At 61.8% G+C, this 13,611-nt stretch carries 12 protein-coding genes; 6 read left to right on the forward strand and 6 right to left on the reverse strand.

Features of this window, described 5'->3' with window-relative positions; genetic code table 11:
* Nucleotides 1-4: 4 nt before the first annotated feature.
* From DNK49_RS20600 to cspE, 4 genes are all read right to left on the reverse strand, one after another.
* A complete protein-coding gene (locus DNK49_RS20600; protein ID WP_110529273.1) occupies nt 5-898 on the reverse strand; it encodes an alpha/beta fold hydrolase in 894 nt (297 codons plus the stop codon).
* A 78-nt stretch (nt 899-976) separates the two neighbouring features.
* Nucleotides 977-1,981, reverse strand: coding sequence for a serine/threonine protein kinase (locus DNK49_RS20605; protein WP_110529276.1), 1,005 nt, complete (start codon nt 1,979-1,981; stop codon nt 977-979).
* The gene (locus DNK49_RS20610) at nt 1,982-4,036 is read right to left on the reverse strand and encodes a DEAD/DEAH box helicase (RefSeq protein ID WP_110529279.1); all 2,055 of its coding nucleotides are present in this window, start codon (nt 4,034-4,036) and stop codon (nt 1,982-1,984) included. It lies immediately after the preceding gene.
* A 143-nt stretch (nt 4,037-4,179) separates the two neighbouring features.
* Nucleotides 4,180-4,389 (reverse strand): transcription antiterminator/RNA stability regulator CspE, encoded by a 210-nt coding sequence (gene cspE / locus DNK49_RS20615; RefSeq protein WP_110529282.1) that lies wholly within the window; start codon nt 4,387-4,389, stop codon nt 4,180-4,182.
* A gap of 316 nt (nt 4,390-4,705) precedes the next feature.
* On the opposite strand from cspE, the gene ylqF reads away from it, so the two are divergent.
* Both ylqF and DNK49_RS20630 read left to right on the forward strand, forming a co-directional pair.
* Nucleotides 4,706-5,626 carry a ribosome biogenesis GTPase YlqF gene (gene ylqF / locus DNK49_RS20620; protein ID WP_110529284.1) on the forward strand — a complete coding sequence of 307 codons (921 nt, stop codon included), beginning with the start codon at nt 4,706-4,708 and terminating at the stop codon, nt 5,624-5,626.
* 425 nt (nt 5,627-6,051) lie between these two features.
* On the forward strand, nt 6,052-6,252 hold the full coding sequence (locus DNK49_RS20630; protein WP_110529307.1) for a SlyX family protein: 201 nt from the start codon (nt 6,052-6,054) through the stop codon (nt 6,250-6,252).
* 27 nt (nt 6,253-6,279) lie between these two features.
* On the opposite strand, the gene DNK49_RS20635 is transcribed toward DNK49_RS20630, so the two are convergent.
* Nucleotides 6,280-8,256, reverse strand: coding sequence for a peptidase U32 family protein (locus DNK49_RS20635; RefSeq protein ID WP_110529291.1), 1,977 nt, complete (start codon nt 8,254-8,256; stop codon nt 6,280-6,282).
* A gap of 504 nt (nt 8,257-8,760) precedes the next feature.
* Between DNK49_RS20635 and DNK49_RS25050 the strand changes: the two genes are divergently transcribed.
* The 4 genes from DNK49_RS25050 to DNK49_RS23960 all read left to right on the forward strand — a co-directional run bounded on the left by DNK49_RS25050 (nt 8,761) and on the right by DNK49_RS23960 (nt 13,323).
* Nucleotides 8,761-9,066: a nucleotidyl transferase AbiEii/AbiGii toxin family protein gene (locus tag DNK49_RS25050; RefSeq protein ID WP_207807060.1), complete on the forward strand. Its 306-nt coding sequence runs from the start codon at nt 8,761-8,763 to the stop codon at nt 9,064-9,066.
* Nucleotides 9,067-9,773: 707 nt separating this feature from the next.
* The gene (locus DNK49_RS20645) at nt 9,774-11,981 is read left to right on the forward strand and encodes a peptidase domain-containing ABC transporter (protein ID WP_110529293.1); all 2,208 of its coding nucleotides are present in this window, start codon (nt 9,774-9,776) and stop codon (nt 11,979-11,981) included.
* Nucleotides 11,978-12,874, forward strand: coding sequence for a hypothetical protein (locus tag DNK49_RS20650; RefSeq protein WP_110529296.1), 897 nt, complete (start codon nt 11,978-11,980; stop codon nt 12,872-12,874). Before DNK49_RS20645 ends, DNK49_RS20650 begins: the two co-directional genes overlap by 4 nt.
* 32 nt (nt 12,875-12,906) lie before the next feature.
* On the forward strand, nt 12,907-13,323 hold the full coding sequence (locus DNK49_RS23960) for a hypothetical protein (protein WP_133255137.1): 417 nt from the start codon (nt 12,907-12,909) through the stop codon (nt 13,321-13,323).
* On the opposite strand, the gene DNK49_RS20655 is transcribed toward DNK49_RS23960, so the two are convergent.
* On the reverse strand, nt 13,277-13,611 hold a 335-nt coding region (locus DNK49_RS20655), incomplete at its 5' end, for an ISAs1 family transposase (protein ID WP_110529298.1). The genes DNK49_RS23960 and DNK49_RS20655 overlap by 47 nt on opposite strands.

A 13,611-nucleotide genomic window follows, 5' to 3' on the forward strand; every position in this document is an offset into this window, starting at 1 on the left:
TGCTTCAGGTGTCCGTTGCTGACGGGGCCAGCAGGAAGGCGCGGATGGCGTCCGCACTGCTGGCAGGATCCTCCTGCATGAAGCAGTGCCCGCCAGCCATGGTTCGCTGGCTGACCACGGCGTTGCTTGCACACAGACGGGCGATACCCTTGGCGGCAAAGGGATAGGTATCCTCGCCGCGCAACACCCGTGTGGGCGTCCGGATCTTGTCCAGTTGCGACCACAGGCGCTTGGGGTATGAGCTGAAGATCTCCGCCTCTCGCGCCGGCTTGCACTTGAGTTCTACGCCGCCGTCCGCCGCCGGGCGCAGCGCATGGTTGACGTAGGCCCACAAGGCTTCTTCCTTCCAGCCCTTGAACATGCCGCGGCCCTCCAGCGCCTGATAGGCGGTGAGCCGGTCCGGCCAGTGATGCCGACGCTTGCGGGTACGGCTGGCCAGGGCGTTGCGCGAATACAGGCCGACCACGTCGGACAAGGCCATCAGGCCGATCATCGCCGGCGGAAACAGCACTGGGTCGAGCAGCACCGCGCGGCTGAACAGCGTTGGCGCACGCGCCAGCATCAGGCTGGTGATGACGCCGCCAAAGCTGTGCCCGACGGCAAACACTGGCACATTGCCAAAGATCCGGCCGCGTGCGCGCCAGGCCTCCAGACACAACTCGGCGGTGCGGTTCCAGCCGTGAAAGCGGCCGCCGTGATCGCTGTCGCCATGCCCCTGGACGTCTGACAAGAACAGATCGAAGTGTGGGGTGAGGCGGGCGAGCATCGGTTCGTAGGTACGTCCGCAATAGCCATTGCCATGCAGGAAGTGCAGCACGGGTTTGCCTGAGGGTAGCGAGTGCTCGCCGCGCAGGGTGTAGCCCGCGGAGCAGGAGTGGTACCAGGCTTGGAGTTGCATGTACGGGGTGTAGAGGCTCGATTCGATGCCACCGAGTTTACCGGCTATCGGCTTCGATGGTGCACTGCGGTGGTCGCTTCAGGCCGGTAGCGGAGGCTCATCCATCAAGGCGATCTGCTCGCGTAACTCCAGGATCCGGTCCTGCCAATAGCGCTGGGTGTTGAACCACGGAAACGCCGCGGGAAAGGCCGGGTCGTGCCAGCGGCGGGCGAGCCAGGCGGAATAGTGGATCAGGCGTAGCGTTCGCAAGGCTTCGACCAGGTGAAGTTCCCGCGTGTCGAACTCCATGAAATCCTCGTAACCCGCCAGGATGTCCGCAAGCTGGCGCACCTGTTCGCCGCGCTCACCCGACAGCAGCATCCATAGATCCTGGACTGCCGGACCCGTCCGGGCGTCATCAAAGTCCACAAACTGCGGTCCGCCGCCTTCGTGCTGCGACCACAGCACATTGCCCATGTGGCAGTCACCATGCAGACGCAGCGTGCGCACCCGGCCAGCGCGGTCGTAGGCTCGGCGGATGCCATCCAGTGCCTGATCGATGGTGCTGGTCCAGGCCGGCAGCAGGTCGGGCGGAATGAAGTCGTGCGCCAGCAGCCACTGGCGCGGTTCTTCACCGAAGCTGGCGATGTCCAGGGCGGGGCGGGCCTTGAACGGCCTGATCGCACCGACTGCATGAATGCGTGCAATGAAGCGGCCCAGCCACTCCAGCGTGGCCGGGTCGGATAGCTCTGGCGCACGGCCGCTCAGGCGCGGAAACAGCGCAAAGCGCATGCCCTGGTGCTGATGCAGGCTGAGACCGGCGATGCAGATCGGCGCAGCAACCGGAATCTCGCGCTCGGCCAGCTCGGCGGTGTAGCGGTGTTCCTCGAGGATGGCGTCGTCGTTCCAGCGGCCGGGGCGGTAGAACTTCACCACCTGCATCGGCCCATCTTCGATGCCAAGCTGATAGACCCGGTTCTCGTAGCTGTTGAGCGCCAGCATGCGGCCGTCGGGCCGCAAGCCGACGCTCTCTACGGCGTCGAGCACGAAATCCGGGGTCAGGCCGGCAAAGGGGGCCGTGCCGGCGTCATCGGTGGGCGACAATCACTCGTCCCGCTGTTTTCTCGGCTTGCCGGCCGAGAACGGGGCAGAACGTCCCGGGCCACGATCATCGCGACGCGGTGCATTGTTGTCCCAGGGTTTGCGTGCCGAGCCACCTTCACCGGGCTTGCCATAACCACCACCGCCGGGCTTGCCGTAGCCACCGCCTGCGGGCTTGTTGCCCCAGGCCGGCTTGTCGCCAGACGGGCGGGGCGGGCGGCGATCGCCGCTGTCTTCGCGACGCGGGGTGAATTCGCGGCGCTGGCCATCGTCGCGACGTGGACCTTCGTCGCGACGGTGTCCCTCCTCGCGTGGCGGACGACGGCGATCCGGGACGGTGCTGGCCTCTTCGTCGGTAAGCGGACGGATGTTGAGCATGCACTGGCGTACCCGGGTGCGCTTGAGCATGCCGAGCAGGTCTTCTGGCAGGTTGGCCGGCAGTTCCACCGTGGAGAAGTCGTTGAACAGGTGGATCTGGCCAATGTAACGGCCTTCGATACCGCCTTCGTTGGCGATCGCACCGACGATTTCCTTGGGGCTCGCCCCCTGGTTGCGGCCGACCTCGATGCGGTAGCGCACCAGTGCGCCATCGGCAAAGGCGCGACGGCGAGTCAGGATTTCGTCGCGGTTGGGGCGGGGCGCGCGTTCGCGAGCGACGCCGGTGGTGAAGAGCTCTTCGCGCGGCGGACGACCACCGTCGCGGGTGGGCGCGGTCGCCAGATCCCAGCCGCGACCGCTCTCTTCGATCTGCAGCGGGCGTTCGCGTTGTGCGAGGAAGGCCATCGCCGCGGCGATTTCATGGGCTTCGAGTTCGTTCTCTTCCGACAGGCTGTTGACCACGTCCATGAAGAAGCCAAGATCCTGGCTACTCAGGGTGTCGAGCACCAGCTGCTTGAACTGGCTGACCCGCAGGTTGGAGACTTCCTCGCGACTGGGTAGCGCGATCGGTTCGATCGGCTGGCGAGTGGCGCGCTCGATGACCTTGAGCATGCGTGTCTCGCGCGGCGCGACGAAGAGAATGGCCGAGCCTTCGCGTCCGGCGCGCCCGGTGCGGCCAATGCGGTGAACGTAGGCTTCGGTATCGTAGGGAATATCGTAGTTGATGACGTGGCTGACCCGCGGAACGTCGATGCCGCGTGCGGCGACGTCGGTGGCGATGACAATGTCCAGGCTACCGTTCTTGAGCTGCTCGATCACACGCTCGCGCAGGCCCTGGGTCATGTCGCCATTGAGCGCAGCGGCGGCATAGCCGCGGGCGTGCAGCTTGTCGGCGAGCTCTTCGGTGGCGATCTTGGTGCGCACGAAGACGATGGCGGCGTCGAAGGTTTCTTCGGCGTCGAGGATACGGGTGAGGGCGTCGAGCTTGTCCACCCCACGCACCAGCCAGTAGCGCTGACGGATCTTGGCGACGGTGGCCGTGCTGGCGCGGATCTTGATTTCTTCGGGTTCGCGCAGGTGGCGACGGGCTACATCACGGATCACGTTGGGCATGGTGGCCGAGAACAGCGCGGTCTGGCGGCTGTCCGGGGTGTGGTCGAGAATCCACTCCACATCGTCGATGAAGCCCATGCGCAGCATCTCGTCGGCCTCATCCAGCACCAGGGCCTTCAGGGTGTCGAGCTTGAGACTGCCGCGCTCGAGGTGGTCCATGACCCGCCCCGGTGTGCCGACGATGACCTGCGCACCGCGCGACAACTGGCGCAGTTGCACGACCATGCTCTGGCCACCGTAGATCGGCAGCACATTGAAGTTTTTCAGATCATGGGCGTACTTGGTAAAGGCCTCGGCAACCTGGATGGCCAACTCGCGGGTGGGGGTCAGCACCAATACCTGGGGGCTGCCATTGCTCAGGTCGAGCTTGGCCAGCAGGGGCAGCGCGAAGGCAGCCGTCTTGCCGGTGCCGGTCTGGGCTTCGCCCAGCAGGTCGCGGCCTTCGAGCAGGTGCGGAATGCACGCAGCTTGAATGGGGGACGGGGTTTCGTAGCCCACTGCGGTCAGGGCCGACAGCAGGTTGTCGGGCAGGCCGAGTTCGGCGAAGGTCTGGATGGATTCAGTCATGATGGGGCATCAAACGTAATGGGGCCGTGGCCGGGTGGGCGCATCGAGCCGCAGTCTGGTCGGATTCCCAGTATGGCTGTCCGGCGCCACAAAAACAAAAACGCGGCCCGCAGGCCGCGTTCTGCATGATCAGCGAGGGCTGATCAGAGCGGGCGGATGTTGGCCGCCTGCAGGCCCTTGGGGCCGTTCTTGACTTCGAATTCAACGCGCTGGTTTTCGGCCAGGCTCTTGAAACCCTTCGACTGGATTTCGCTGAAGTGGGCGAACAGGTCGTCACCGCCGCCTTCCGGGGTGATGAAGCCGAAGCCCTTGGCGTCGTTGAACCATTTCACGGTACCGGTTTGAGTGCTCATTTTATGCGTTCCTTAAAAACATGTTGGTGGACTATCGTCCGGAGTGCAGGAACGATCAAGAAACGTATCGAGGGAATCAAACCGGAAAGTTCGCGGAACGAACACGCGGAAACGACACCACAAAGACAACTGCTTGAATCGACTGCGACGCCAGAATACACGGTTTTGCGGGCTTGTGTAGTTTTTTTTAATGCCGCCCGCCTTCTTTTTTATCTCGGGCGAACGTGTGCCCCGCACAGGCTTCAACAGATTCGATTCGCGACCGCGTCAGCAGTGGGATAATACTCGCCCTTAAGTAATTGATCCCGGACTTCCGATGCCCATCCAGTGGTTCCCTGGTCACATGAATTCGGCGCGCAGAAAGGCGGCTGAAACGCTGGCTGCGATCGACGTCGTCATCGAGGTGACCGATGCCCGCCTGCCCGAGGCCAGCAGCAATCCGATGATCGCCGAGCTACGCCAGTTCCGTAATCGCCCCTGCCTTAAACTGCTTAACAAATCCGATCTCGCGGATCCGGAGGCCACTCGGGCGTGGATGGATTTCTACAACCGCCAGCCGGGCGTCAAGGCGGTGGCGCTGTCGGCCAAGAAACCGGCTGACGTATCACGCATCCCGTCCTTGTGCCGGCAACTTGCGCCGCATCGTAACGACGGCACCAAACCCTTGCGCATGATCCTGATGGGCATCCCCAATGTCGGCAAATCCACGCTGATGAATGCCCTGCTCAAGCGTAAGGTGGCCAAGGTCGGCGACGAGCCGGCCGTGACCAAGAGTCAGCAGACGCTGGACCTGGGGCCGGGCATGACGCTGACCGATACGCCGGGGCTGATGTGGCCCAAGATCAACCATGATTCGGACGGCTTCATGCTTGCCGCCAGCCATGCGATCGGGCGCAATGCGGTGATCGACGAAGAGGTGGCGACCTTTCTCGGCACCATTCTGCTGGCGCGTTACCCGCAGCTTCTGGCGGCACGTTATCGCATCGACCCCAGCCGCTTCGATGCACCGGCCCTGCTCGAGGAGGTCGGCCGTCGTCGCGGTTGCCTGCAGAAAGGTGGTGGTCTGGATCTGGAGAAGGCCGCTCAGATCCTGCTGCTTGACTACCGTAGCGGGGCGCTCGGGCAGATCAGCCTGGAAACCCCTGCCACCCGCGAAGTGATGCTGGCAGACGCCGCGGCCAACGGCCCGACGCCGGTCAATCCGGATCTTGCTGTGGATGACGATACCGAGGAGTGAGCGCTGCCGGCTACGTTGGTTGCCGGGTCTCAGGCTTTGGGTGGGGCGCTGCAGTCGTCCGTAACCGGGGGGGCGATGCATTCCCACTTCAGCCATTGTCCGCAGGCGTTGCGGGGGCCGCGGGAACTGCCGTGCCAGGGCCCTTCCGTGCAATTGCCGCGTGGCTGTGCGGGATCCAGTTCAACCTGGTGGCCGTCGTCGCCAATACGGCGACTGCCTGCCCAGCGCTGGCAGGTTGGACAGCGCCGCAGTTCTGCGATGAGCCTCACGGGGTGGGGCGTCTCGGGCTGGGGAGGGCTTGCTGACATGTCCGGGGCTGATCGTGGAGATGACTGAACTGCCGTGTGGGTGTTGCCTGATGCTCAAGTACCGGTGCAGTGCACAGCATCGGATAGAATCTCAGCCCCTGCAAGATGGTGTCTGCCATGGAATCCCGCCTCGAAACCCTGGAATCAAAGCTGATGTACGTCGAGGATCTGCTCGATGAGCTGAACCGGACTGTCTACCGGCAGCAACAGCAGATTGACCTGATGCAGCAGCATATCCGCCAGCTTGCCCAGCAGGTGCAGAGCGTGCAGCCGGGCGAGGCCCGGCGTCCAGAGGATGAAATCCCGCCCCACTACTGATGGCGGGGCGGCGCCGGATGGCGTTTATCACCCGGCGTGATCGTGCGCCCGGACCTTGCCGGCCTTGTTCGGAAAGAAGCTGACCTTCTGAGGCTTGACCTGTTCATGCAGGCGGGCGACGTGGGGTTTCAGCTCGCCCATCACATGCATCTCACAGCGCTTGCAATCGAATTTCAGCGTCAGCGTTTCCTTGCCGTTGACCAGGGTCATCGGGTCGGGGCGGATGCCTTTGACCTCCTTCGGACAGAGGTTGAAGCTGTAGCGCAGGCAGTGCTTGGTGATCATCAGTGACACCTCGCCCTTTTCCTCGTTCTCCTCGTAGGCCGAGTCGATCAGCGTCACGCCGTGACGGGCGTAAAAGGCACGAGCCTTGTCATTGAGCACATTGGCAAGGTAGCTGAGCGCATCTTGCGGATAGGGCACTGGCGGCTCAACCGGCTGCGCGCGCAGTAAGCGCGGGTGGGCCTTCTGCCGCGCCCGCTCGAGCTGTTCAACTGCGTCGCGACGCAGTCCATTGAGTGCCGAAGCCGGCAGGAAGGGGGCAGGCGAGACGTCGAGCTCGATGTCGCCGATCTGGAAAATCGTGTTCCCAAGCTTGGCAATCTGTTCGCGCAGGCTGGCAAGGGCGCGTTCTGCCTGTTGGGCGACCTCGTGCGAGGCAACGATGCTGGCACTGGCCGTGACGCCGTCTTCGTCGCGAAGGCTCAGGGCAAATCCGTTGTCGGTCGCAAAGAAGCGCGCATCGACGCGGATGCGGCGGTCAGCGGATTTCTTCTCCAGCGCGCGTTCGAATTCGTGGTCGTGGTTGCGGAACACCGACGTGCCGGGCACCAGGTCGGCGGGCAGGCTGTCGGCGGCAAACACCCGGTCGATGCCCGGGCCGCCGGCATCGTGTTCGGCACGATTGACGCGCAGGCCGGTCAGCTCGCCCTTGGGGTCGTACCAGGTGAGACCGTCACCGTTGTGCAGTGGCGCGACGCGCTCGATGTCGAAAAACTTGCGGCTCTTGGTGTCAATACGGGTGACCCGGCCGATCGCCTCGCCGACGAACTTGGGCGACTCGAAGGCCTCGATGCCGTGCTGGCGCTTGTTGGTAAAGTAGTCGGTATACCCGCGGTTGAAGGTTTTTTCCGCCTGGGGGGTGAAGGTGTAGCTGCACCGGCCGCTGGATGCACGCTGCCAGGCTGGCTCGCCGGGCAGGGGGGTGTCGATGATCTCGTCCAGCAGCTGCCGGTAGTGGGCGGTGATGTTCTTGACGTAGGCCAGTTCCTTGTAGCGCCCCTCGATCTTGAACGAGCTGACGCCGGCCGCGGCCAGGCGGCGAAGGTTGGCGCTCTGATTGTTGTCCTTCATCGACAGCATGTGCTGGTCGCGGGCAATGATGTTGCCGTCCTTGTCGGCCAGGTCGTAAGGCAGACGACAGGCTTGCGAGCACTCGCCACGGTTGGCGCTGCGGCCGGTGTGGGCGTGGCTGATGTAGCACTGGCCGCTGAAGGCCACACACAGCGCACCATGCACGAAGTATTCGAGCTGACAGTCGGTGGCTGCCGCAATCTTGACCACCTCGTCCAGCGTCAGCTCGCGCGCCAGCACGATCTGCGAGAAGCCCACATCCTGCAGGAAGCGCGCCTTGGCCGCGTCGCGGATGTCGGTCTGGGTGCTGGCATGCAGCTGGATGGGGGGCAGGTCGAGCTCGAGCAGGCCCATGTCCTGCACGATCAGCGCATCCACGCCAGCGTCGTAGAGCTGATGAATGAGCGTACGTGCGGGCTCCAGCTCCTCGTCGCGCAGAATGGTGTTGAGTGCCACATAGATGTGGGCGTGATAACGGTGGGCATGCTCGACCAGGCGGGCAATGTCGGCCACGGTATTCTCGGCTGCCGAACGTGCGCCGAAGGACGGGCCGCCAATGTAGACGGCATCGGCGCCGTGGTTGATGGCTTCGATGCCGATGTCGGCCGTCTTGGCCGGTGCGAGCAGTTCGAGGGTGTGGCGGGCGCTCATTCTGGGGGATGACTCAAGTATTTGATCTAATAGCGAAGATGATACCGCGTTGTGTGCGTTTAAGGCATCCCGGTCCATGCAGCGCGTAAGATATGCGTCTCACTCGGGTGCTTGCGTTCCTGTACGCCACTTACTGACGAAGGTGGGGCGAGGCCTGTACCGTTTGCCGGATGCACAGGTTTCGGAATTCGAGAGCCTTGGCACCATCGCCACCAAGGTACCTCAAGCGGTGTTCTGCCTGCTTACGGCGCTGCAGTTTCATGAGCTGACCACGCAGCTGCCACGTCAGACCTGGATCGCCATGCCTAGGAGGCGGTCGGGCTTGAGGCCGATCTGCTGCGCCAGTGGGAGAAACGGTCCTTATCCGCCCGTTTTTTCGTTGCATAGAATGACTATGCGCCTCAAAAATGGCCGAATCTGTCCTCGTTTTCCCCCTCGGCTCGCTACGATCGCTCAAGTCCGACAGCCTCCTAGGGTGCGCTGCTGTTCACGCGCTGGTACGACATGCCACACCGGGCCACACGCGACGCCGATCTGTTGGGTTTCGGTGCCAGTGATCTGGGGTCAGTGGCCCAAGTATTCCGGGACATCGCAGCTGTACCGGTCGACGACGGCATTGCGTTCGACCCAGCCTCCGTCGCGGTCGAGGAGATCCGCAAGGAAACTGGCTACGGTGGCGTTCGCGTGATGATTGCAGGCGATCTGGCCAGAGTACGCTGCAAGACCCAAATCGATGTCGGCTTCGGTGACGCCGGCACCCCGGCACCCCGGCACCCCGGCACCCCGGTACCCCGACCCCGGCACCTGTAGATTCGGTCTATCCCGTTCATTGGCAAACCGGGCTGCGACCTCTTCGATGAAGTCGAGCAGGGCCAGGAAAACGGCTGGCGGCTCAGGATCACGCTTGATGGCGGAGGCAATCGCATCGGTGATTTGATTCGATGCAGCCCCATAGCCGAGGGAGGCTGCCCGGGCGAACAGGCCTGCCACGTCCAGGATGACAAAGTCTGCCCCAGCGATACCGGGGGCTTCTTCAGTGGATGCCTGGATGACCGCCAGGCTGCCATACCCCAGGCTGGCCGCAAGCAACTGCTGCGTATGCAATTGGCACGAAAACGCCAGGCGCCACGAGGTTTTGGCGGGCGACAAACGCGAGGAAACTGAAGTCGGATTTCATTGAAATTCTCCAAATTCTGCGCGGGGCGTTGAGCGATTACGCATTCAGCACAGTGGGAATCTCAATGGTCGGATGAAAACTTTAGGGTGCAACGGGAAGACCTTTTTGAGTCGCTCACAACTCGGGCGAGTGCCTGCGCAGAATTGTACGCCAGCGGATGAACGGACTCAACCTCAGCTTGAGCGCTTGCCCGCATCTGTGAGCGCACGCCGCCGTATCGAAAGCACAACACTTCTGAAAAATGTCTGCGACAAAATGTCATATTGCTATTGGCAGCCCAAATTATTGCAATTACATAATCATTTTGACATAAATAACCCATGACGAAGAAGAACAAAGCATGCAGGGAGCGCATCAGGACACTGTTGCCGATCCGGAAGAGCACGTAGACACACCAGCCGCGCTGTGGCTCCTGGCGAGTCTGGCCGGACTCTATCGCCAGCCGTTCGATGCCGAGCTGGTGATCAAGCGTTTTCCGCCGCCGATCGATCTGCCCACGCTGATCGAGGCTTTGGGCGCGCTCGGCCTCAAGGCCGGGTTGGCGCACTGGCCCGACGCGGGGCTGTCGGCCTTGCCGCTGCCCGCCGTGGCGCTGCTGGCTGTTCCGGCTTTAGAAGCCTCTCAGACCTCTGCCGAACCGGCAAGCACCGTTTCACCCCAGCATCCATCCCGCACCACACTTACCCCGGCGCTGATCGTCCAGCACGGCGACGACACCCTGGCCTGGGTCAAGCCCGGTCAGTCGGCGCCGGAAACCGTGGCGCTCGACGCCGCCCGCGCCCAGGCCGCGCCGGTGCTGCTGCTGGTGGCGCAGGCCGACCCTCCGGTGTCGGAGTCCGTCAGCCGCGTCGAATCGCCCGAGTCCCAGAAAAAGCCCTTCGGTTTTTCCTGGTTCGTGCCCGAGCTGCTGCGCCACAAGCGCATCTGGCGCGACGTGCTCTTGGCCAGCCTTGCCATCCAGTTGGTCGGCCTGGCCACGCCGCTTTTTACCCAGGTCATCATCGACAAGGTCATCGCCCACCATTCGGAAAGCACCCTCATCGTGCTGGGCGTGGCGCTGGTGGTGTTCATGCTCTTTACCAGCGGCATGAGCTGGCTGCGCCAGTATCTTGTGCTGCATACCGGCAGCCGCATCGATGCCGTGCTGGGCGAGAAGGTGCTCAAGCACCTGTTGCACCTGCCGTTACCGTACTTCGAGGCGCGGCCCACCGGCACCCTGGTGGCCCGCCTGCACGGGGTGGAGCAGTTGCGCGAGTTCGTTTCCGGCGCGGCGGTGACGCTCGTGCTTGATCTGCCATTCCTGTTCATCTTCCTCGGGGTCATGTTCGCCTACAGCTGGCAGCTCACGCTGATCGTGCTGGGCATCCTCGCGCTCATCGTGCTCGCCAGCCTGATCATGGTGCCCATCTTCCGCGCGCGGCTGGACAAACAGTTCCTGCTTGGCGCGCGTAATCAGGCCTTCCTCACCGAATACCTGGCGGGCATGGCCACGGTGAAGTCCCTGCAACTGGAGCCGGATGTCGGCAAGCGCTACGGCACCTATCTGGCGCAATACCTCTCGGCAGGTTTTGCGACGCGGCAGGTCAGCAACACCTATCAGGTGGTCGCCTCCGGTCTGGAGCAGGTGATGACGCTCGCCATCCTCATCGTGGGGGCGTGGCTGGTGATGCAGCCCGAAGCGGGCATGACGGTGGGCATGCTGGTGGCCTTCCAAATGTTCGCCAGCCGCATGAGCCAACCGCTGCTGCGCCTGGTCGGGCTGTGGCAGGAATTCCAGCAGGCCAGCATTTCCGTCAAGCGATTGGGCGACATCCTGGACATGCCGCAAGAGCCTTTCACGCTCACCCCGCAACGCGCCGCGGGTGGCGAAGGCCGCATCGACATCCGCGACGTGGGTTTTCGTTACTCGGAGCAACACCCCTGGCTCTACCGCAACCTGAGTCTGACCATCCCCACCGGCAAGCTCACCGTGCTAATGGGCCCCAGCGGCTGTGGCAAGAGCACGCTGGCCAAGCTGATGCAGGGCTTTTACTGGCCGCAGGAAGGGCAGATCACGCTGGACGGGCGAGATATCCGCCAACTGGCTGCCAACGAACTCAGGGCGACTTTTGGTGTGGTGCCGCAGGAGACCGTGCTGTTCTCCGGCACGGTGTACGACAACCTGATCATGGCTCATCCGCACGCGAGTTTCGAGGATGTGATCGCCGCCTGCAAGGCCGCGGAAATCCACGATGTGATCGAGAAACTCCCCCAGGGTTACCAGACCGAAATCGGCGAGCGCGGTACCGGGCTATCGGGCGGGCAGCGGCAGCGCATTGCGATTGCCCGGGCGCTGCTCAAGTGCCCCAAGGTGCTGATCTTCGACGAGGCGATTTCCAATCTGGATCAACAGACCGCAGAGCATTTTGCACAGACCATCAACCGGCTCAAAGGCAAGGTAACGATGATCTTCATCACGCATCAAGTGCCCAAGGGCTTGCAAGTGGATGAGGTGGTGAATATGGGGCAGCATGCCATGCATATGAGTTTGGTGAAGGAGGAAATATGAGCAGCGAAAACAAATACAGCAATCGTTCGCGGGCATGGCGCTGGATAGCTTATTTATTGATAGGGCTGTCAATAGCAAGCGGTTATGTCTTCTGGAAATTCCAGTCGACAAAAAATCAATTATTTGGCTTTCAGCCGCCAGAAATGGCCCTGGCGCAATACACCCCGAAAGATGTTATTGGCGACCTTGGCGGAATGAAAGTTCGCATTCCCCGGCACTACGCTGAATATGTGGAATACGACGGCGATCCGGGATTTGGTGAGAAGAGCAAAGGGCCTGCTCCTGAACGCACATTCGAATCGAGGTTGCGTAGCTTCGGAATCGATGTGCGTTTCCCGGATATGAAAGGCCTAGAAAATCAAGCAACGAGGGATGAATACAGATCCTACGATCTCAACCCAGAGAATCCGTGGATTAGCATCGGAATTAACGCAGGTGAGATTTATCCTGGACTAGGGGCTAAGGCCCGTGAAGGGCGCGCAAAAAAACTTTGGGAGCGCAGCGAGTACTGGTGGAATAACTATGAGCGCTTGCCAAGTGACATTTATGGATTAGAAGCCTATGTACCAAGCGGCACCGACCCCAAAACCGGAAAATCAGCGCGCGAAAGTGATTCCACCTACGACATCTATATCCATAGAGACACATCAGGCCATGTTGATACCTATATTCAATGCGGCAGAACGTCCGTGCCGGGAGGCATTTCAAGATGCGCTCTTGAGTTCGGTCTTGAGCCCAAAGCCGAAGTGGCGGTCACCGTGCGCTTCTACCCCAAACTCCTGAAAGAGTGGCGAACCATCAAGGAGTCCGTCACTGGTTTGTTTCTGAGTTTTGAAGCCAAGGAAACATCTATGACCAACGCTGACAGATCACCTCATTTGTCGGTCAAGTAAATTTTATTGATTTTTTTCAAGGGGATTATTTCGTGCCAAACGCTATTACCACAGCACAACTACAGCAATACAGACAGGCCATCGAAAACGGGGGAGCCAGTGCGGCCGCGCAGGTGTACGCCGAACTCTACGCCCAAGGTTATAACTATGCAGGCTGGGCTGAAGGTGTTGCCAGGGGCAATAGCATCACCGGTCTTTCTGCACTCGATTTCTTGAAAGACTCATATTTTGCAGCCACATGCAAAAAGCTTTCAGACGCCCAGATCGACAAGATTCGTGCGGACATGGCGAAACGCACTCTGGACGAGTACATCAAAATTGCGGAAAACTCCCCCAACGGTAAACTTGAGCGCGATTTGACCTACAAAGAAACCAAGGATGTTCACCAGGGCAATCGCACCTTCATGTCATCACCCCGAGCAGTTCTGCGCGAAATTTGTCCGACGTAGCGGCCAGCATGCGCTTGGTCTTTATGCTGCCCTTGCGTGATGTGTTCAATCGGAAGAGGTTCATCACGATGTGGCGGACGATGGCGAAGTTGTTGGCAGCGAAGCCGGTACGGACGGTGGATTGGTCTTCGTTGAACTGGACGTCCAGGCACCAGTGAAGGCGGTTCTCTACTTCCCAGTGACTGCGAACGGCGCGCGCGATGCGCGCGGCGTCGGCCGGCAGGGAGCTGATGTAGTAGCGGCGCTCGCGGGTACGCTTGCCCGCGGCGATGCGCTCGCGCTCGACGA

Origin of the sequence: Parazoarcus communis SWub3 = DSM 12120 (assembly GCF_003226565.1) — a bacterium.
Classification (GTDB): domain Bacteria; phylum Pseudomonadota; class Gammaproteobacteria; order Burkholderiales; family Rhodocyclaceae; genus Parazoarcus; species Parazoarcus communis.